Source organism: Pseudonocardia sp. Cha107L01, assembly GCF_052566575.1.
Genome location: NZ_CP199579.1, coordinates 8,400,354 through 8,420,432, shown reverse-complemented (window position 1 = coordinate 8,420,432; position 20,079 = coordinate 8,400,354). Strand labels below are relative to the sequence as shown.

The following is a 20,079-nucleotide window of genomic DNA, read 5'->3' as shown; positions in this document are numbered from 1 at the left end:
GTAAAGGAAGGGGACGGTATTGCTTGGGTATACCTAAACCGCCCCGAGAAGCTCAATGCGATGAGCCCCAAGGTTCACCGCGACATGTCCGCTGCCTTTGACGCCCTCGAGGTGCATTGCCTGCGACTTTGCTATCGCCTCCGAAGACGCCAAGTTCAGTCTCTCCGAGGTCAACTGGGGGATCATCCCTGGTGGCATGGTGACCAAGGCGGTAGTGGATTCTATGGGCTACCGCGAGGGTCTCTACTACGTTCTGACTGGCGAAACCTTCAGCGCCAACCGCGCGCAAGAGGTCGGACTTGTCAACTTCACCACCCTCCCCGACGAGCTCCACAAGCGAGTTCAGGAATTCGCCGAGATGTTGATGAAGAAGAATCAAAACGTGGCAAGGGCAACAAAGGAGGTTTACCGAATGATTAGGCGCGGGATGGACAACGACCAAGCTCTCGACTACCTGAGTGCAAAATTTGTCCAGCTCAAGGCGACCGACCCGACCAAGGGCTACAGTACCGGGCTCTCGGCATTTGTCGACAAGAAGGCATACCGGCCGGTCGACGAGCCATATCCGGCCGGCTAGGCCAGCCAAAAGGCCTGGAGGCGACACGATGTACTACGAGCCAGGGGTAACGGAGCACGGGCTGTCCCGAAACCCGTTCAAGTCGATATGCGTACCACGCCCGATTGGGTGGATCTCCACGGTTGACCCTGACATGCGCCGCAACCTTGCGCCCTTTAGCCAGTCGCAGAACGTGGCATTCGATCCGCCGACGGTGAGCATCGCGATCAATCAGCGGGTGACCGGCACTCGAAAAGACACCGTCCGGAACATCGAGGCCACCGGTGAGTTCGTCTGGAACCTCGCGACCTATGAACTACGAGGGGCAGTCAACCGCTCCGCACGGGAATTGCCCCCCGGGGACGACGAGTTCGAATTCGCGGGGGTGACATCGGCTGAATCCCGGGTCGTGAAGGCGCCCAGGGTCGCCGAGTCTCCGGTCAGCATGGAGTGCCGATACGTCCAGACGATTCGGATCGCGGGCAACACGGGCCAGACGGTCGACCTGATCATCGCCCGCGTTCTGGCCATCCACATCGCTGATTGGGCCATCTCGGACGGGATGGTGGACGTGCTCAAGATCCGACCCCTGGCTCGGCTCGGGTACAACCAGTACACATCGGTCGAGTCCGTGTTCACGATGACTATCCCCGGCGGAGATTCCGCTCTTGCCTCAGGGCTTGAGGGACGCGTCTAGCGCTCCTGGTGTCTACGAACTGGAGGCCAATGATGACGTCAAGGTGGTCGAATTCGTGGACAAGAAGACCTACGAGCAGGTGTGTTCCGTGACCGCACCGCCAGCCCAGTTGCGCAGAGTGGCGTTGTCCGCGCTACTCGGTACTACCATCGAGTTCTACGACTTCCTGCTATACGGCACCATGGCCGCCCTGGTGTTCAACAAGTTGTTCTTCCCCTCGGCGTCGCCGGTCGCCGGCACCATGGCCGCCTTCGGCACGATGGCCGCGGGATACATCACCCGGCCTGTAGGCGGCGTCGTCCTCGGTCATTTCGGCGATCGGTTCGGGCGTAAGTCCGTGCTGACCTGGACCATGGTCACAATGGGCGTCGCCAGTTTTCTCATCGGAATCCTGCCTACCTATCGAACGATTGGCATCTGGGCGCCGATCTTTTTGCTGATTCTTCGTCTGGTGCAGGGGATCGCTGCCGGTGGCGAATGGGGCGGGTCGGCACTGATGGTCGTCGAACATGCGGACTCGCGGCGTCGCGGTTTCTGGTCCAGCAGCGTGCAGGTCGGTGCATCGGCCGGCTCGCTGGTTTCCAAGATTGCTATCTCGCTGGTGGTGCTGCTGCCGTCGGAGCAGCTGCTGGCGTGGGGATGGCGGATACCGTTTCTGTTGAGCATTCTCTTGTGCGGCGTCGGGTTGTTCGTCCGGCTGGCGATCACGGAGAGCCCGCTGTTCGAGCAAGCACAGTCCGAGAAGAGCACAGTGCGCTCGCCGCTGTTGACGGTGCTGCGCACACCTCGAGCACCGGTCCTGGCCTGCGGCGCGGGACTTGCCACGTTCGTGGTGCTGGCCTTCGGTCACATCTACGGTGTGGCTTACGCGCTCCATCTTGGCTACGACGAGTCCACGATCATCTGGACGGTGACCGCCAGCGCCTTGCTGGTGCTCCTGGCTACGCCAGTATTCGCCGTGCTGTCCGATCACGTGGGACGCAAAGCTGTGATGGCAACCGCTGCGGGCTCCGGTGTGGTCCTGGCGTACCCGATCCTCTGGCTGATTGACGGGTCGACCAGCGGACTTGTCGTCGGGATGATGCTGGCTGCACTCTTGCAGGCCGCCACATACGGGCCGTTGGCGGCGCTGCTCACCGAGATGTTCGGCACAAATGTCCGCTACACGGGTGCATCTATCGGGTACCAGATGGCGGCCATGCTGGGTGGTGGCTTCACTCCGCTGATCGCCACCGAATTGCAGTCCCTGGGCGGAGGGAGCGCCTGGGTATCCGCGTTCCTCGCTATTTGTTTCGCTATCACCCTGGCCTCGGTGTTGCTGATTGGTGAGACCTCGCGGCGTGACCTGTCGGGCGGCCAGCAACCACCCACACGCGGGACTATTCGAACGGCCGGACCTGTGGGCGCGGGTGGCAACCCACCTAAACGACTCAGGAAAGCCGCCGATGAGCGGCGGGGAACGAGGTTTCGAATGAGCATTTACCTCCCAATAGTCGGTTGCTTCGCGTGGGCTCCCGTGTTCGTTCGGCGAATGCGTGCGGAGATGGGCAGGACAGAATGGGGTTTCTGACTGGGATTCGGGTACTCGAGGTGGCAACGGTCGTCAGCGGGCCGTATGCCGGCATGATCCTCTCGGACTACGGGGCGGACGTCACAAAGGTGGAGCCGCCCGGCGGGGACCCGTTCCGGTTCTGGGGCGGGGCTTCGCAGGGGCGCAGCACGTTCTTCGACGCACTGAACCGGGGGAAAAACAGCGTCGGGTTGGACCTGAAATCGGATGACGGCCGACGCGTCTTTCTGGACATGTGTGCAGAGGCGGACGTCGTTCTGGAGAACTTCCGCCCAGGCACGATGGACCGGCTGGGGCTGGGCTACGAGGTACTCCGGCAGCGCAATCCCGAACTTGTCTACCCTGACTTGGCTCATGGGTGGATCTTGAAGGCGGCGTCGGGTTGTTGAGCTGCGGGTTCACCGGCTGGATCGGCTGATTCTGCGCACTAAGTGGATCTCGTAGTCTGCGCTGGTGGCGTACGTGCGCACGGTTCGGACCGGCTCGGGTGCGACCGCGGTGCAGATCGTGCACGGTTCCCGGCGCGGTGCACGCGATATCGAGCACTTGGGCTCCGCGCGTGACGAGCAGGCGATCGAAGCCCTCAAGGCCGTCGCCCGCCGGCGGCTGGCCGGCGGGCAGGGCGAACTCGAGCTGGGCTTGGACCCCGAGACCGTCACGACGGTCGGGTCGGGTCCGTTGCAGATCGTGTCGACGCGGATGGCGCCGCTGTGGGATGCGCTGTGCACCGCCTACGACCAGCTCGGATTCGACGACGCGGTCGCCGGCGACGAGGTGTTCCGCCAGCTGGTGCTGGCCCGGATCATCGAGCCGACCAGCAAGCAGGACAGCCTGCGGGTCCTGGCCGAAGCCGGTGTCGACGCGATCTCCTACGCCACCCTCAAGCGCCGCTTGCAGTCCTATGCCGATGATGCGTGGCGGGCCAAGCTCGCCGCTGCCTGCGCGACGCATGCCGGTCTCGGGCCGGCATCGTTGGTGCTCTACGACGTCTCGACCCTGTACTTCGAGGCTGACGCCGGCGATGGGTTCCGCGAGCCCGGGTTCTCCAAGGAGCGCCGCCTGGAACCTCAGATCACCATCGGGCTGCTCACCGACGCTAGTGGGTTCCCGCTGATGGTCGAGGCGTTCGAGGGCAACCGGGCCGAGACCACGACCATGGTCCCGACGATCACCGCGTTCATGGCAGCCCACCACCTGGCCGATGTCACCATCGTCGCCGACGCCGGGATGATCTCCGACGGGAACATGAAGGCCATCGAGGCCGCGGGGCTGACGTTCATCCTCGGTGCGAAGACCCCAGACATCCCCTACGTAGTGACCGAATGGCGGCGCAAGAACCCTGACGAGCCGGTCCCGGACAAGCTGATCCTGATTCAACCCAGACCGGCTGGGCCGTCCGACAAGCGCCGTGACCAGGTCGTCTACTACCAGTACACCGCTGATCGGGCCCGGCGCACGCTGCACGGCATCGACGAGCAGATCGCCAAGGCAGAGAAGGCCGTGGACGGGAAGATCCCGGTCAAGCGCAACCGGTTCATCAAGCTCGTCGACGCCAAGAAGAGCGTCAACCGCGCCCTGGAGACCAAAGCGCGGACGTTGGCCGGATGGAAGGGCTACATCACCAACCTGCCCGAGCCGACACCGGAGTTCGTGATCGGCGCCTACCACCGGCTGTTCCAGATCGAGAAGTCGTTCCGGATGTCCAAGCACGACCTCGCCGCCCGACCGATCTACCACCACAAACGCGCCTCCATCGAGGCACACCTGACGATCGTGTTCGCAGCACTCGCGGTCTCTCGCCTGGTCGAAGACCGCACCGGCTGGTCGATCCGCAGGTTCGTCCGGACCGCCCGCCGCTACCGAACCGTCCAGATCAACGCCGCCGGCCAGCTCCTCACCGCCGAAGACCCCATCCCCGAGGACCTACAGGAAGCGCTCACACGCATCCACCGGCGCGAACGTGCGCACTAATTTGAGCCAAGTCGGGGCTGGGGCTGGGCTACGAGGTACTCCGGCAGCGCAATCCCGAACTTGTCTACTGCGGCATATCGGGCATGGGGCTGTACGGGCCGGATTTTCGGAGGCCGGCCTATGACGCCGTTGTCCAGGCGCAGTCCGGCTTCTGGAGCCAACTCGTCTCGCTGGATCAGCCAGAGGCGATCGGGCCGACCATCATCGACCAGGTCACCGGGATCTTCGCCGCATACGCGGTGACCAGCGCACTGGTGAACCGGAACGTCACCGGTACCGGAAGCAGGGTTTCGGTGAGCATGCTGGAGTCCGCGCTCGCCTTTCAGCCCCTCGCGATCGCGGATTATCTCGACAACGGCACGACGGCCGACGCGTGGTCGCGGGCGCACTACTCGCAGTCCTATGGTTTTGTCACCGAGGACGGCAAACCGGTGGCCATCCACGTGTCGTCCCGGCAGAAGTTCTGGGAGGGCCTGACGAAGGCACTGGGCCGTGAGGATCTGGCATCCGATCCCCGGTTCAGCTCCGCCGATCGGCGGATCGAGAATTATGATCTTGTCCATAAGACCCTCGCCGAGGAGTTCGGCAGGTGGACCCGCGCCGAGGTCCTCGAGCGTCTGTACCAGCACGATGTCCCGTGCAGCCCGATCAACGACATCGCGGAGGCGCTCAGCGACCCGCAAGCCGAGGCCTTGGGCGTCGTACGGGAGTTCGATGCCACCTCGGGCGCGCTCGGCGGTCGATACGTCGTGGCGCCCGGGACCGGCGCGGACCGGCCACGCGGCGGTGCCCCGGCGTACAACGCCGATCTCGCCGCCGTCCTGCACCGGCTGGACTACCCGGAATCCGAGATCGCTCGGCTACTCGAAGGCTGATGGCGAGGGATCGGGGAATCGACCGTGGACGACACCCGCTACCCGACATCACTGGGCATGTCGGACGCCGACAGCATCACGCTGCTCGGTAAGGACCTGGCCGGTGAGCTGATGGGCCAGGTCTCCTTCGGGGAGCTCGCGTTCTGGCTGGTCAGCATGCGCAGACCGACGCCGGGCGAGCTCCGGCTCTTCGAAGCCACCCTGGTCGCGCTGGCCGACCACGGGTTCACCCTGTCGGCCATCGCCGCGCGCCTGACCTACTTCAGCGCTCCAGAATCGGTGCAGGGAGCGATCGCCGCCGGAATCCTGGGCGGTGGCTCCCGTTTCCTCGGGGTCACCGAGGACACCGCCCGGTTCCTGGCGAGCGCCCTCGCGGCCCAGCCCGAACCACCCCCCGCCGACCAACCCGGGTGGGACCGCCTGGCGACAGAAGTGCTGGTCCAGCACCGCGAGGCCCGGCGAGGGCCAGTGCCCGGACTCGGGCACCCAGTCCACAAGACCGAGGAGCCGCGCAACCCGGTGCTGCTGCGGATCGCCTGCGAGGAAGACCGCTACGGGTCGCACCTCGAGCTGTTCACCGCGATCGGACGGGTCTCGGCGCAGGTCTTCGGGCGTCACCTGCCGCTCAACGGTGCGGGCATGTGCGGCGCCGTGCTCGCCGACCTGGGCCTGCCCGTCGAGCTGCTGCGGGGCTTCGCGCTGCTGGCACGAACTGCCGGCCTGCTCGGCCAACTTGCCGAGGAGCGGCGAGCGCCCATCGCCAACCAGGTGTACGCCAGCGTCGACCGGCACGTGCGCTACGTCGACCCCGACGCACAAACCGAGCAGTGCGACCCAGGAGAGACCGCCCCACCGCCCCCGACAGACCTTCCGTGAATCCACCGCGAGGAGAGCCGCTGTGACCACCACCGAGCACCCACCCACCGCCGCTGGTTCCGGCGCCTCCGCCAGCCAGGTCTTCCGCGCGGTCGTGGTCGCCGACGAGCAGGGCTGCTTCGAGATCAACACGGTGCGCCCCGCGCCGTACCAGATCCCCACCGACGGCCCGACCGGCAGGCTGATCGCGGCGGCCGGCTGGCACGCCTGGCGGCCGGCGCGCGACGTGGCCGAGGCCACCAAGCCGGAGCTGGCGCTCGACCCCCGGTCCGGCGACGACGGCCGGCGGTACACGCCCTACGACGTCGTGCTCGCGCAAGTCGCTGTGGACTCGGACGAGGGGCCGTGCGCGACGTTCTGCTCGTCAGCCTGACGCTGGATTGACCCGGCGCGCGAACGGTTTGGCCGGGTCGGGCAAGGGGGCGTTGACGGCCAGGTGCACGGTGGGCTCGGTCCCGTCGTTCCAGTTCCGGTGCGGCACGCCGGCAGGGAAGACGATCAGATTGCCCGCTTCGACGGAGTGCTCGGTACCGTCGACCTCGATGCTCATCGTGCCCTGGAGCACGAAGAAGATCTGGTCGCCCTCGTGGGTGTGCAGACCTTCCGGTGATCCGCCTCCGGGGGGCGTCTGGATGTAGGCGATGGAGCAGTGCCGCGCGCCGTTGTCATGGCCGAGCAGCATCTGCGAGTACCGCTCGTCCGGCGCCAGCGCCGCGAACTTCGCCCGATCCACCGGCCGAACGGGGGCGAAGGCCGGCTGGTCGGTGTCGGGCTGGGCAGTTTCCGGCTGGTCGATCATCGAATCCTTCCGAGGGCTGTTCTGGATCGGGGTGCAGCGAGGCCGTCGGCCGAGCAGCAGCCGACTGCCTCACGATGCCGGTCGACGCCCGCGTGGCCGCGGGGACGCCGTCGGCGGGGTGGCATGCATCGACGATAGCGCCGTTCAATCCATGATTCAGTCCACGAAGTCGAAGGTCCGGGCGGCCAGCACCCGAAGGTGCTGGTCAGCTCGCGTGCGGTCGGCGATCAGCGCGCATGCGGCCATTCTTAACCTTGACAGGCAAGTGAGGACTTGCCTATAACTGGGCCTGTGGACGCGGACCCCGACCTGTTCAAGGCAATCGGCGACGCGACGCGACGCACCATCCTGGACGAGCTGACGGACAAGGACGGTCAGACGCTGTTCGAGATCTGCGGCCGACTGACCATGAAGCACGGCCTGGCCTCCTCGCGCCAGGCCATCTCGCAGCACCTCGCGGTGCTGGAACAGGCCGGCCTGGTGCACACCCGGCGGCAGGGCCGGTACAAGTTCCACCACATCGACACGAGCCCGCTGCGCTCGATCGTCGAGCGGTGGCCCATCGACCGAGAGGAACCGAACCCGTGATCAGCATCAACATCACCAGCGTGTTGGTCGACGACCAGGCCAAGGCGCTTGCCTTCTACACCGAGAAGCTGGGGTTCATCAAGAAGACCGACGAGCCCGTCGGCGAGGCCCGCTGGCTCACCGTGGTCTCGCCCGCCAACCCGGACGGCGTCGAACTGCTGCTGGAGCCGGACGGCCACCCGGCGGCGGGCCCGTTCAAGAAGGCCCTGGTCACCGACGGCATCCCGTTCACCCAGTTCGCCGTCGACGACGTCTACGCCGAGGTCGAGCGGCTCAAGGGACTGGGCGTCGAGTTCACCCAAGACGCGACCGACATGGGGCCGGTGGTCACCGCCGTCTTCGACGACACCTGCGGCAACCTGATCCAGATCGCCGCCATGAAGTAGTCGCTCACCGCCGCCAGCAACATCGGGCAGCTGGCTGCCCGCTTTGAGTGAGGATGGTCTGATGCGGCTGACGGTGGTGGGTAGCGGTGATGCATTCGGGTCGGGCGGTCGGTTTGCCGCAGGGGACGTCGAGGTGTTCCTGTGCGAGGGCGATAACCCTCACCCAGTGCGTTGGCACCTCGACCTTGACACCTTGGCGCGCTATCGCGATCGGCTCACCTGCCGGCAACTCGTGCTCACGCACCTGTCTGCGACGGCATTAGCCAGCGACCTCACCAGCTGGCAGGTCGCCCACGACGACCTACAGCTCGGCGCTTGAATAGTCGAACCTGTTATCTCCAAAGGTGGGACAGCCGGCCGGTAGCGATCTACTGTGCCTAGGCAGCGAGCGCTCGTCCGCACGGCGCTGTGGTCTCACGAAGGAGAGCCGCGATGTCAGACGGTCAGGAGATTTTGAACGATGACGAGCGACAACTCGCCAAGCTCGGCTACGCGCAGGAGTTGCACCGATCCTGGTCGGGCTTCTCGAACTTCGCGATCTCGTTCTCGATCATTTCCATCCTGGCGGGCTGTTTCACCTCGTTCGGCCTAGGTTGGAACAACGGCGGCCCGGCGGCAATCGCCTGGGGCTGGCCGCTCGTCTCGATCTTCATCCTGATCATCGGGCTGTGCATGTCCGAACTCGTGTCGGCCTACCCGACCTCGGGCGGAATCTATTGGTGGGCGGCCAAACTCGGCGGCCCAAAGGCCGGCTTCTACGCAGGTTGGCTGAACCTCATCGGCCTGATCGCCATCCTGGCGTCGGTGGCCTACGGCTGCGCGACGTTCGTGGACCTGACGCTAGGCACGTTCAGCGAGAGTTGGCTGGCGGGCTACAGCCTGACGAGGACGTTCCTGCTGTTCGTGGTCATCCTGGCCGGGTCGGCGATCATCAACATCTTCTCGTCGCACCTGCTGGCGATCATCAACAACATCTCGGTGTGGTGGCACGTGATCGGCGCGGCCGCTGTGGTGCTGATCCTGATCTTCATACCCGAGCAGCACGCCAGCTTCTCCGATGTGTTCGCCCAGACGATCAATAACAGTGGCATGTTCGGCGGTGGGAAGGGCTTCGGCTGGTTGATCTTCGTGCTGCCGATCGCGGCGATCCTGACGCAGTACACGATCACCGGCTATGACGCGTCCGCGCACTTGTCGGAGGAGACCCACTCAGCGGGCGACGCGGCGGCCAAAGGCATCTGGCGGTCAATCTTCTATTCGGCCATCGGTGGCTGGATCCTGCTGCTGTCGTTCCTGTTCGCGGTGCGGGACGCCGACAAGGTGACAGCCAGCGGCGGTGCGGTAGTGACGATCTTCAACCAGGCGCTGAGTCCCAAGTGGGTGGGTACCCTCCTGCTGATCTCGGCCGCCGGGCAGCTCTTCTGCACCACCGCCTGCCAGACGAGCGCCTCGCGGATGCTGTTCGCGTTCAGCCGCGACCGTGCGGTACCGGGCCATCAACTGTGGTCGGCGGTGAGCAAGAGCAGGGTGCCGGCCAATGCGGTCATGGTCACCGCCGTGGTCGCGGCGATCATCACGCTGCCCGCACTCGTTGCCGTCGATGTCAACGGCGCACCCGTCCCCGTGGCGTTCTTCGCGGTGGTCTCGATCGGCGTCGTCGGGCTCTACCTGTGCTTCGCTATCCCGATCTACCTGCGCTGGCGGATGGGCGCCTCGTTCGAGGTGGGCAGTTGGAACCTGCGCGGCCATCACACGTGGATGGCCCCGGTCGCGGTAGTCGAGATTCTGGTGACCTCGATCATCGCGCTGTTCCCCTACAGCAACGCCGGGGTGCCATGGGACCCGTCGTTCGAGTGGAAAGCGGTGAACTACACCCCGATCCTGGTCGGCGGCGTGCTGATCCTCTTGTTCATCTACTGGCACGTGTCGGTGAAGCACTGGTTCACCGGCCCGATCAGGCAGGTCGACGAATCCGGCGAAGAGCTGGAGGGGGTCTCCTAGTGTCCAGTCGGGACACCGCCCACCAGGCGATACGCCGCTCAGCTACAGGTTGAAGCGGAACGAATTGCGCCACGGCGCTGACCTGCGCCGATAGCTCAACAGATAGACAGTCTGGCCAGAAGGGGTGACGGTCAGAATCGCGATCAGTACAGCAATTGGCGCACTGCTCGGCCTGATCTGCGGTGTGAGAACTTTCTTTACTGCTATCAAGCTCGTCGCAGCAGCCGTCAGCGATCCGCCGTTCGTCGGCGTAGGGAGGGAGCGGCGCGTAGACCTTCCGGCGCAGACTCATTGCCTTGCGCTCCGCATCACAGCGGAGTCGGATGGTCCTCAACAGCGGCCTGACCTTCGAAGCGAGAGGAATCGGTATGCGCGCCATCCAGATGGAACAGTTCGGCGACCCCGCGCAGGTGCTCCGCGTCGTCGACATCGAGGAGCCGCCGCCACCGGGTCCGCATGAGGTTCTCTTGAGCGTTGAGGTCTCGCCGTTGAACAAACACGACCTACTGGTTGTCGGCGGCATGCTGGCGCGACCACCCCTGCCCCACATACCAGGCGCAGAGGGGGTCGCCCGCGTGCTTGCCACTGGCGCCGAGGTCGATGGACTTCAAGTCGGCGATCTGGTCGTGCTACCGCTGTATGCCGGTGCGTGGCGTGAGCGGCTCGTCGTGCCCGCCGACAGCCTGTTCGCACTCCCCGCCGGCGGCAGCATCGAGCAGTACTCGATGCTGGGCAGCAACCCCCCGACGGCAGGGTTGATGCTCAGTGAATGCACCCCCCTGCAGCCCGGTGACTGGGTGGTTCAGAACGCCGCGAACTCCGGTGTGGGACGGTCATTGATCGCGCTAGCCAAACTTCGTGGACTGAAGACGATCAACCTGGCCCGTGACGACGCAACGTTCGCCGAGCTCACAGCAGCCGGGGCCGACGTGGTCCACGTCGATGACCCCGACGCGGTCGGCGATGTTCGAGCAGTGATCGGCGACGCGCGAGTGGCGCTGGCAGTGGAAGCCGTCGGTGGTCCGGTGGTGGCGCGGCTGCTCGAATTGCTGTCCGACGGTGGATGGTTGGTCAGCTATTCCTGGGCCAGGGACGAACCCATGTGGGTCGACACCTCGACACTGGTCGGCAAGCACCTCACCGTCCGCGGATTCTTTGTCGGCGACTTCGACTACCGCGACAAGGTGGTGCCTGTCATTCGTGAGGCGGCACCGCTGGTGGCCGACGGCACCCTCGTTGTCCCCGTGGCGGGCGTGTACCCCCTCGAGCACATCCAGGACGCGGTGCAGCATCTCCTCCGTGGCGGCAAGATCCTGCTGAAAGTGGAGTAACACCCCCAGGCACAGCACGGTGATCCGCTGGTACTCGGTGGCCGTTGGCTCCGGCATGGGGCCCGCATCAACGACCTGCCGGCGATGCTGGCCACACTCGGTGGCCCCAGACAACGAGGCATCACAGCGCGCGCGACGACCCGGGGTGATTGCCACCGACTTGTCGGCGTGTCGATCAAGCTGCGTGAGTGTCTTGAGTCAAGGAGTTGGCATAGCTCAAGCAGCGCCGGCTAGATGTACTCGGTTGCGCTACTGTTGTCAGTCGAACTGCTCAACCGGGCTTTGAACGGCACCGCTTCCAAGCTGCCACATCTCATAGTTCCCACATTCTGCGGTGATCTCGGCCGTCGCCTGAGCCGCGGTGAAGAAGTCGTCGACCACCGGCGAGGTGCGCGATGCCGCCACCGCGAGGCACACCTGGTCGGGCGCCAGAGCCGGGATGGGCACATAGCTGACTTCCGGATGTGAGTAGAACACGGTCGCCGAACGGGCCAGGAACGAGATGCCCCGGCCGGCCGCGACATGCTCGAGCGTCTCGTCCACCCCACGCACCAGGTACCCGGCGTTAGGGTGCGGGCGCCTGGTGGGCTGCGTGCTCGTGTCGACATGCCAGACCAGCGGCTCGCCGGCCAGGTCGGCCTCGGTGATCTGTTCCTTGCCGGCCAATCGGTGGCCGATGGGCAGCACCGCCACCCGCGGCTCGGTGTATAGCGGGGTGACGCGCAGGCCGGCCTCGTCGATGGGCAGCCGCACATAGCCGACGTCGATGCGGCCGTCGAGCAGCATCGGGGCCTGGTCGTCCCATTCGATTCGCTGCATGTCCACGACAACGTCTGGGTGCTGGGTGGCGAACAGCCGTACCGCCGGGGTGACCGCGATGCCTGCCCGGAAGCCGACCATTAGCCGCTGGCTGCCGCGCGCGGCCACGGTCACCCGGCGGCGGACCGCGTGCGTGGAGGCCAGGAGTGGGCCAGCGTCGGTCAGGAGCTGCCTGCCGGCGTCGGTCAGCATCACGCCGTGGCTGTCCCTTGTGAACAGCGGGGTGCCGAGATCCTGTTCCAGCGCGCGGATCTGCCGACTGAGCACCGGCTGCGCGATGTGCAGCTCGTCGGCGGCGCGGCCGAAGTGCAGCTTGTCGGCGACGGCGACGAAGTACCGCAACTTGCGCAGGTCCAGATCCATGGAGCCTCCCGGTCCGGCGATGCCTCCAGGGTATCGCAACGGCTGAAAGAAGTCTTGGACGTCCGGTCAGGCCAATGGCATGCTGAATATGTACCTAATGGGTCGGGGGCGAGTCGGCATAAGAATTCGGCATTGGGAATTGATAGCAGGGCCCAATCCCAGAATGAGCACGTCAGGAATTGGGCGCCGTCCATCGCGTCTTCGACGGCGTTGACGACATGACCGTTGACAACGACGGGTGGCGGCAAAGAACCGAACTGTTTCGGATACCCATCAATTCAACGGAGTGATCGTGGGAAAGCTCGATGGCAAGGTAGCGGTGATCACCGGCGGATCCACCGGCATGGCACTGGCCGGCGCCAAACTGTTCGTCGAGGAAGGAGCGCACGTCTTCATCCAGGCCCGGCGGCAGGAAGCACTGGACGACGCCGTCAAGCTGATCGGCCGCAACGTCACCGCCGTCGAGGGTGACGCGGCCGAACTGGACGACCTGGACCGCTTGTACGACACCGTCAAGCGTGAAAAGGGCTCGATCGACGTGCTGTGGGCCAGCGCCGGGATGGGCGAACCCGCCGTCCTCGGCGAGATCACCGAGGAACAGTTCCACCGCGCCTTCTGGCTCAACGCGCGCGGCACCCTGTTCACCGTGCAGAAGGCACTGCCGCTGATCAACGACAACGGCTCGATCTTCATGACCGGATCCAACGCCTCCCTCGGCGCCTTCCCCGGCTGGAGCCTCTACGCGGGAAGCAAAGCCGTCCAGCAGGCCTGGGCCCGCGTCTGGCTCAACGAACTGCGCGACCGCAAGATCCGGGTCAACGTCCTGACTCCCGGTCAGGTCGCCACCGCCAAACAGGAAGAACTGTTCGACGAGGCAACCAAGGCCGCATTCGAGTCCCTCATACCCCGCGGAAAGATGGGCCGCCCCGAAGAAATCGCCACTGTGGCACTGTTCCTCGCCTCCGACGACTCCAGCTACGTCAACGGCCTGGAACTGGTCACCGACGGCGGCACCACCGCCATCTGAACCACACACCAGGAATGCCGCGGGCACACCCCACAACAACCCAGTCGCCACAATGAACTGATTCGAACGCGGACATCCGCAACACGCCGAAGTGTTGCGCGGGCGCCGAATTCGCGTGTGTCGATGATGAGCTGCCCGAACCCACACTGCAAGCCGTCTGGGAGTACCTGACCGAGTTCCTGCCGACCCTGCCGGAGCCGGTCCGGGCCTCCTGGGGTGCGGCGCCGACCCGGACCCGCGGGTCGGTGTGCCGACCGGGTCTCATACACAACGAGGAGTAGCCATGACCACGTTCGCCCAGCACCGCGCCACCGTCGAGTCCTTCGTCGACTGCATGCACGGCGGCGCGGACAAAGACGCTCTCGCCCGTGTCCTCGCCGAGAACGTGGTGCTGATCAGCCCACTCAGCGATGAGCCGCTCACCGGCCGCGAGGACGTCACGGCAGCCATCCAGGGCGTCTCCACGGTCGCGGCGGACCTCACCTACAAGGAGGTCCTCAGCGGCGAGACCCACCACGCCGCATTCTTCCGGCTGCAGATCGAAGACACGGCGGTCAACGGGATGGACTACATCCTGCTCGACGCGGACGGCAAGATTGCCGAGGTGACCATATTTTGGCGCCCGCTGCCGTCCGCCGTCGAAATGCAGGGTCACCTCGCGCCTCTCGTCGGCATGCGGCCCTGGGAAATGCGCACCAAGGGAGAGTAACGATCACGGGATGCCCTCGTCCCATGTCCCTCACCTGACCACCTCTTTTTGGAATGGCGGCAGGTTCACGCATCCCAATCTACCGGCGGAAGACGAGCCGGAGGTGCCGGGAAAGGCGCGGCAGTTGGCCCAGAAACGTCGCGGCCGACGCCCTGCGCCTGACCCGGCACGAACGAGACAGAGCGTCACCTCGAGAACAGGAAGAGAGCACACCTCATGAGCAGCATCACCCTCATCGGTACGGGGAACATGGCCCGTACCATCGGCACGCTCGCGGTGGCGGGCGCCAACACCGTCGAGGTCATGGGACGCGATCAGTCCAAGGCCGATGACCTGGCCAAGGCTCTGGGCGGCGGCGCGACGACGGGCAAGTGGGGCGCCGTCCCGGCCGGGGACATCGTCATCACGGCCCTGTTGTACGACGGTGTCGTTCCGGTCGTCGCCGAATACGGAGACGCCCTCGAGGGCAAGGTCATCGTCGACATCAGCAACCCCTTCAACGCCACGTTCGACGGACTGGCCCACAGCGAGGAGACCTCGATCGCGCAGGAAGTCGCCAAGGTGGCCCCGGCCAGCGCCAGCGTGGTGAAGGCATTCAACACGATCTTCCGTAATGTCCTGGAGAAGGGCCGACCCAACGTCTTCATCGCTGGCGACAATGCGCAGGCCAAGGCGGGCGTGGCGGCATTCATCGAGAGCCTCGGGCTGCGCCCGCTGGACGTCGGCGGCCTGAAAATGGCGCACTGGCTGGAAGGAGTGGGCGTGGTCACGATGGGCCTCGCCGGCAACGGGGTTGGCCACTGGGACTTCGCCCTCGGCGTCAACGAATTTACCGGCTGAGCCCCTGGGGCCGAGCAGTCGGCGAACAGGGCGCCGCGCGCCCTGACAATGGTTGGTTCTCCGCTGTTCTGGCGGCCGGCCCGGCCGAGGGTCGCCCATTGGACGTGTTCATCGCCGGCGACGTCACCAACTTCTTCCTCGGCGTCAGCATTCTCAGCTGAGCGCATCCGTCCACCACTTCTCGCGCCACATGACACCAGTCGTTCTACGCCACGAGAAGAACAGCCCTCCACCTACCCTCACAAGGACAGTGAAATGTGCGTTTTTGTCACTGGCGGGACCGGCCATTCCGGTTCGTACATCATCCCCGAGCTCATCGCCACCGGGCACGAGGTCACCGGCCTGGCCCGGTCGGACACGGCCGCGGCGGCGGTGTCCGCGCTCGGCGCGAAGGTGCGTCGCGGCGACCTCCAGGATCTCGACGGGCTCAAGGAGGCGGCCGCGGACTCCGACGGCGTCATCCACGTCGCGCACCGGCAAGACCTGCTTCCCTCCGGCGGGATCGACGCCGTCGCCGCCGCGGAGCTCGCAGTCGTGCTCGCGTACGGCGAGGCACTCGCGGGAACCGGAAAGCCGCTGGTCGCGGCAGGCAGCATTGGCTCGCCAGGGTGGGAAAACCTGGGCCGGCCGGCCACCGAGGACGACCCGGCCCTTCCTGGCGGCGATGAGTACACGGGCACCCTGCGGGCCCGTAACGTCGTCGAGACCGCCGTGGTCGGCCTCGCCGAGCGGGGAGTGCGGTCTTCGGTCGTTCGGCTTCCCACCATCATGCACAGCACGACCGATAATGCCGGCTTCCTCCCGCTGCTGATCGCGCTCGCGAAGGAGACGGGCTTCGTCGGCTACCCCGGAGACGGCGCGAACCTGTGGGGCGCCGTGCACGTCCGCGATGTCGCCTCGTTGTTCCGCTTGGCGCTGGAGAAGGGGCCAGCCGGCAAACAGTGGCACGCGATTGGGGACGGGGGCATCCCGTTCCGCGAGATCGCCGAGGCCATGGGCAGCCGTCTGGGCCTGCCTGCCGTGAGCGTTCCCGCGGACGTAATGATGCTGCCGGCACACTTTGGGTTCCTCGCGAACCTGGTCACGCTGAACCTCCCGGCCTCCAACCTCATCACCCGCCAGACCCTCGGCTGGGAACCCGCTCACCCCGGCCTGCTCGCCGATTTGGACAACGGCCATTACTTCCCCGCCGGCACCTCAGCCGGCAACAACGGTGTGGCGACGCTGGAGAAGTTCGTGTCCCGCATGGGAGCCGGTGACATGAGTGGGGCCCTGGAGATGGTCGACGAGGAGGCGGTCTGGCAGGAGGCAGAGACCCTGCCTTGGGGAGGGCAGTGGCGAGGACCCGACGGGTTCACGCGACTGGAAGCCGCGATCAACACTTCGGCAGAAATGACTGTGCGGGATTCCGCCATTGTCGAAGCCGGCGAGGTAGTGGAGATGCGGCTCAGCCTCGTGTTCACCTCCCGGAAGAGCGGGCGTCGACTGCCGATGGAGGTTGTGGAGCACTACACGGTGCGTGAGGGCAAGATCCACGGCGCGACCGCCTTCTACAAAGACACCCAGGCCGTCAACGACCTGGTCAAGCACGGCTGACCCACGCAACACGGCCGCCATCATCTGGCAACGCGATGCGGGCCGCGCAGTCGGCGGTCCTGCTCCGGGTCTTGGGAAGGTTCGTGAGCGAGGTGGTGCGACGCCACCGGCCACGTCGCCCATGCCCTCGGCGGTCCCGCCGCCACCGCCGGAGCCGACCACGACCCGGCGAGCACCGCACACCCCCCGGCGGCCGGTTCAGCCGGCGGCGCGCTTGCGCGGGTCGGACGGGAACGCGCCGGCCCCGATGCAGCGGTCCGACCACGCGGACACCTTCTCCAGCACCGGGGTGAGCTGGTGGCCCAGGGCGCGGATCAGGGTGCGCTGGCTCTCGTCGGTGCGGTCCTCCAGCCGGGTGCGGAACCGCCAGCCGTCCTTGGTGAGCTGCCAGTCGGCGATCAGCCCTGACACGGTGAGTCTGGCGATCGCGGTTGCCGTGGCCTCCTGCGACCAGCCCCGGGTGTGGCTGTACTCGCCCAGCGGGTAGCCCAGCCACAGCTCGGTCAGGATGTTCATCTCGCAACCGTCCAGCCCGGCGCCGACGCAGGTGGCCACGTGCCCGTCGCCCCGGTGCTCGCGCACCACGTCGGCGGCCCGCCACAGTCGCGCGTACGGGTCGTCCAGGATCGGCGCGGCTCGCAGCGCGGAGAACAGCGGCCGGCCGGCGCCGTCGGCGGCCGCCGACGCGAGCTCCAGCGTCTCGGCCACCTCGAGCACCTCGGCCTCGGTGGTCACGTCGCCCAGCACCCGGCGCAGGCTGGCCCCGACGCCCCGGTCGCGCAGCGCGATGAGCTCGGTGCGCTCCAGCTTGCCCAGGCCGTCGGTCCACAGCTGGTCGATCGCCTCCAGCGGGAACACCGCGAACGCGGCGGCCACCACGGAGGACGGCACGTCACCCAGCGACGACCCCCGCCCGCACACGTAGGCGGACATGAAGTCCAGCCCGTGCGCGGACAGGGACTGGTAGACCTCCTGCGCCCACACCGCGTGCATGGCCAACGGCTCCAGCGCGTCCCGTAGCTGCCGGGCCGGCCCACCGTCGGTGACGATGGGCGGGCACATGGTGCCTTCGGGTGCGGTAGTGAAGAACGTGGCGACGGCGGCCTCGTAGTCCATAGGCGGGAACTTAGTAGGCCCCGGTTCTGGCTCGACGGTCGCCACCCCCATCAGGACGAGCGACAACGGCCGGTCCCCGTCCCTAGGCTGGGAGCGGAGCAGGGTGATCCGGCGAGCGCCACGATGACGTGGAGGTGGGCATGACCTAAGCCCGCGTTGCCCGGCGGACGGTTGACAGGGCCACACCACCATCGTCGAGCCCAACCGCGACCCCGGCCCTCAACGCTGGCCTGATCCGCAAGCGACGGTCGCGCAGAGCCGTGCAGCGCGCTTGCTGAGGTCGACATGCGGATCGGCAGGTGTAGTCAAGCAGTTAGCCAAGCAGGGCGCCCGTAGAAACGAAATCGGCCTGGTCAGGTGCCGCTAGGGGGTTCTGACCAGGCCGTTCAGTGGTGGGCGATACAAGGATTGAACTTGTGACCTCTTCCGTGTCAAGCAATTGGCCTAGCTGTCCTGCCAGGCCATAGTCGCAGGTCATCGGGGGTTCAAGGTCCGTCGTTGTCCGTGGTTATGCCCAGTTGGTTGCAGCGGTTGTTACTCAGTTAGTTACTCAGTCGAGAGCTGAGCGGGATGGGACCATGACTGCGAGCTGCATGCAGGTGGTCGGGTCGTTCCGCAGCTGAAGGGGAGTTCGCAAGCCGCTGAAACATTCGGGGCTGCCCTGGGTTGTCGCGGCAGACGCCCCAGTTTGAAGTAGTTCATCAATCACAGTGTTACAAAACAAGCTAGAGAGCCGGACGGCGACCATCGTGACCTACCAATGTTCCAGCAGTAGTTTTGTAACACTGTCTCCATACTTTCGGGACGTTGCCCACGGAGATCGATCACCCACTCGACGAGTAAGGGGGAGACGTCAAATGTGGCCCCGAACTGAGGTCCGGTGAGCAGCTCCCTTGCTGGTGTGCAACTCGGTTGATCTTCGGACCTTCACCTGTGAGTGACCCGCCCGCACGGGTGTTCCGATCCGGTAGACGCTCGCGGATTAGCGCTCGGACTCGCTGGTGGGCTCGTATTGCTCCTCGCTCCACCACATGATCCAACTCTCCTCACCGTCACTGTTGGTGAAGTGGTCGGTGATCCCGCTGGACTGCCCGGTCGCCTCAGACAGCTCAGCGGCCTTGTTGCGCAGCCATTCGCGGCGTTCCTCGGTGCTGAGGCCCGAGGGCACGCTCAGGTCAGTCATGACGCGAGGCTACCTGACCTTCGAACGATCGTAGAGCCCTCGGGGATGGTTCGAGCCGCAATCGCGTTGTCATACGCGGCAGCCGACCGTGGTTCGCGCGCTCCGCGCATTATGTTTTTCGCTCGCCCCGAGTGTGCTCTGATCCCAGATTTCGAATCCGCTGTTCTGGTTGTTCACGCATGGCCGGGAAAATCCGTCAAGGAACGGTTGCGGTGACACTCCGCCCCTTTCCTCATAGGCTCTCGGGTTTCCCGATGCGGACCGTCTCGCGACTGCCCCACCAGCGCCGGGTCCGGTCTCGTAGAAATCGTCCAGTCCAATTCGGATGGAATACTGGACTGGGTCCGTGCAGAAGAACTTGATTCCGTAGTGCACGGCGGTTGATGCGCCCCGGGTCGCTATCTCGGGGGCCACGTAGTTACCGGTGCAGGCAATCTGGCCGAAGATCGCGTTCGGGGACTGCACCTTCACTGTCCACGACCCGTCCTTGTTCACCACCGCGTCGGGTGCGGAGTAGGCCAAGTCAACATAGGGCGTCATCAGATGGGCTCTCGGCATCCATAGAGAGCCCGTTGCCACCAGAACGCTCGACAGCGTGACAATCACCGTTCGGACCAGCGTGATCCTCCACATCGTTGCCCCCCATCGCGATGTTTGCTGGTCAGGAGGCTAGGGCAGGGCGCCGACATGATCAGCCAGACTGTCCAATCAGTTCGCGATAGCGAACGCACCGGCGGTGCTTCTCCTCGGGCCGCTTCCGGCTAGCTCGGCCGTCT

The 20,079-nt window shown here is 65.7% G+C and carries 20 protein-coding genes and 1 pseudogene; 17 read left to right on the top strand and 4 right to left on the bottom strand.

The genetic code is table 11. From position 1 onward, the window contains the following. Positions 1-97: 97 nt before the first annotated feature. The 8 genes and pseudogenes from ACTXG6_RS39735 to ACTXG6_RS39700 all read left to right on the top strand — a co-directional run. A complete protein-coding gene (locus tag ACTXG6_RS39735) occupies positions 98-577 on the top strand; it encodes an enoyl-CoA hydratase-related protein (protein WP_445184455.1) in 480 nt (159 codons plus the stop codon). A gap of 28 nt (positions 578-605) precedes the next feature. Continuing rightward, complete coding sequence (locus ACTXG6_RS39730; RefSeq protein ID WP_445184454.1) at positions 606-1,253, top strand: flavin reductase family protein; 648 nt, start codon at positions 606-608, stop codon at positions 1,251-1,253. A 55-nt stretch (positions 1,254-1,308) separates the two neighbouring features. After that, entirely contained in the window at positions 1,309-2,823 is a 1,515-nt protein-coding gene (locus tag ACTXG6_RS39725; protein ID WP_445184453.1) for an MFS transporter, read from the top strand. 20 nt (positions 2,824-2,843) lie between these two features. Then, complete coding sequence (locus tag ACTXG6_RS39720; RefSeq protein WP_445184452.1) at positions 2,844-3,212, top strand: CoA transferase; 369 nt, start codon at positions 2,844-2,846, stop codon at positions 3,210-3,212. A gap of 64 nt (positions 3,213-3,276) precedes the next feature. Next, positions 3,277-4,794, top strand: a complete 1,518-nt coding sequence (locus tag ACTXG6_RS39715; protein ID WP_445184451.1) for an IS1634 family transposase — start codon at positions 3,277-3,279, stop codon at positions 4,792-4,794. A gap of 17 nt (positions 4,795-4,811) precedes the next feature. Next, a complete protein-coding gene (locus ACTXG6_RS39710) occupies positions 4,812-5,669 on the top strand; it encodes a CaiB/BaiF CoA transferase family protein (RefSeq protein WP_445190242.1) in 858 nt (285 codons plus the stop codon). Positions 5,670-5,693: 24 nt separating this feature from the next. Next, positions 5,694-6,545 carry a citryl-CoA lyase gene (locus ACTXG6_RS39705; protein WP_445184450.1) on the top strand — a complete coding sequence of 284 codons (852 nt, stop codon included), beginning with the start codon at positions 5,694-5,696 and terminating at the stop codon, positions 6,543-6,545. Between the two features lie 85 nt (positions 6,546-6,630). Then, a pseudogene (locus ACTXG6_RS39700) lies at positions 6,631-6,918 on the top strand (dioxygenase family protein); the annotation flags it as partial. Here ACTXG6_RS39700 and ACTXG6_RS39695 read toward each other — a convergent pair. Next, a complete protein-coding gene (locus ACTXG6_RS39695; RefSeq protein WP_445184449.1) occupies positions 6,910-7,344 on the bottom strand; it encodes a cupin domain-containing protein in 435 nt (144 codons plus the stop codon). The pseudogene ACTXG6_RS39700 and the gene ACTXG6_RS39695 overlap by 9 nt on opposite strands. A gap of 291 nt (positions 7,345-7,635) precedes the next feature. Between ACTXG6_RS39695 and ACTXG6_RS39690 the strand changes: the two genes are divergently transcribed. The 5 genes from ACTXG6_RS39690 to ACTXG6_RS39670 all read left to right on the top strand — a co-directional run bounded on the left by ACTXG6_RS39690 (position 7,636) and on the right by ACTXG6_RS39670 (position 11,650). Continuing rightward, positions 7,636-7,932 carry an ArsR/SmtB family transcription factor gene (locus tag ACTXG6_RS39690; RefSeq protein ID WP_445184448.1) on the top strand — a complete coding sequence of 99 codons (297 nt, stop codon included), beginning with the start codon at positions 7,636-7,638 and terminating at the stop codon, positions 7,930-7,932. Then, complete coding sequence (locus ACTXG6_RS39685; protein WP_445184447.1) at positions 7,929-8,318, top strand: VOC family protein; 390 nt, start codon at positions 7,929-7,931, stop codon at positions 8,316-8,318. Before ACTXG6_RS39690 ends, ACTXG6_RS39685 begins: the two co-directional genes overlap by 4 nt. 61 nt (positions 8,319-8,379) lie before the next feature. Then, complete coding sequence (locus ACTXG6_RS39680) at positions 8,380-8,637, top strand: hypothetical protein (protein ID WP_445184446.1); 258 nt, start codon at positions 8,380-8,382, stop codon at positions 8,635-8,637. 113 nt (positions 8,638-8,750) lie between these two features. Beyond that, positions 8,751-10,319, top strand: a complete 1,569-nt coding sequence (locus ACTXG6_RS39675) for an amino acid permease (protein WP_445184445.1) — start codon at positions 8,751-8,753, stop codon at positions 10,317-10,319. A gap of 323 nt (positions 10,320-10,642) precedes the next feature. Beyond that, positions 10,643-11,650 carry a zinc-dependent alcohol dehydrogenase family protein gene (locus ACTXG6_RS39670; RefSeq protein ID WP_445184444.1) on the top strand — a complete coding sequence of 336 codons (1,008 nt, stop codon included), beginning with the start codon at positions 10,643-10,645 and terminating at the stop codon, positions 11,648-11,650. 258 nt (positions 11,651-11,908) lie between these two features. Here ACTXG6_RS39670 and ACTXG6_RS39665 read toward each other — a convergent pair whose 3' ends face one another. After that, positions 11,909-12,832, bottom strand: a complete 924-nt coding sequence (locus ACTXG6_RS39665) for a LysR family transcriptional regulator (RefSeq protein ID WP_445184443.1) — start codon at positions 12,830-12,832, stop codon at positions 11,909-11,911. Positions 12,833-13,124: 292 nt separating this feature from the next. On the opposite strand from ACTXG6_RS39665, the gene ACTXG6_RS39660 reads away from it, so the two are divergent. The 4 genes from ACTXG6_RS39660 to ACTXG6_RS39645 all read left to right on the top strand — a co-directional run bounded on the left by ACTXG6_RS39660 (position 13,125) and on the right by ACTXG6_RS39645 (position 17,004). Next, a complete protein-coding gene (locus ACTXG6_RS39660) occupies positions 13,125-13,859 on the top strand; it encodes an SDR family NAD(P)-dependent oxidoreductase (protein WP_445190241.1) in 735 nt (244 codons plus the stop codon). A gap of 283 nt (positions 13,860-14,142) precedes the next feature. Next, positions 14,143-14,568, top strand: a complete 426-nt coding sequence (locus ACTXG6_RS39655; protein WP_445184442.1) for a nuclear transport factor 2 family protein — start codon at positions 14,143-14,145, stop codon at positions 14,566-14,568. 216 nt (positions 14,569-14,784) lie between these two features. Continuing rightward, complete coding sequence (locus ACTXG6_RS39650) at positions 14,785-15,408, top strand: NADPH-dependent F420 reductase (RefSeq protein WP_445184441.1); 624 nt, start codon at positions 14,785-14,787, stop codon at positions 15,406-15,408. Positions 15,409-15,663: 255 nt separating this feature from the next. After that, on the top strand, positions 15,664-17,004 hold the full coding sequence (locus ACTXG6_RS39645; RefSeq protein ID WP_445184440.1) for an NAD-dependent epimerase/dehydratase family protein: 1,341 nt from the start codon (positions 15,664-15,666) through the stop codon (positions 17,002-17,004). 198 nt (positions 17,005-17,202) lie between these two features. Here the strand turns inward: ACTXG6_RS39645 and ACTXG6_RS39640 are convergent, their stop codons facing one another. Both ACTXG6_RS39640 and ACTXG6_RS39635 read right to left on the bottom strand, forming a co-directional pair. After that, a complete protein-coding gene (locus ACTXG6_RS39640) occupies positions 17,203-18,120 on the bottom strand; it encodes an SCO6745 family protein (RefSeq protein ID WP_445184439.1) in 918 nt (305 codons plus the stop codon). Positions 18,121-19,102: 982 nt separating this feature from the next. Then, positions 19,103-19,303, bottom strand: coding sequence for a hypothetical protein (locus ACTXG6_RS39635; protein ID WP_445184438.1), 201 nt, complete (start codon positions 19,301-19,303; stop codon positions 19,103-19,105). Positions 19,304-20,079 lie beyond the last annotated feature (776 nt).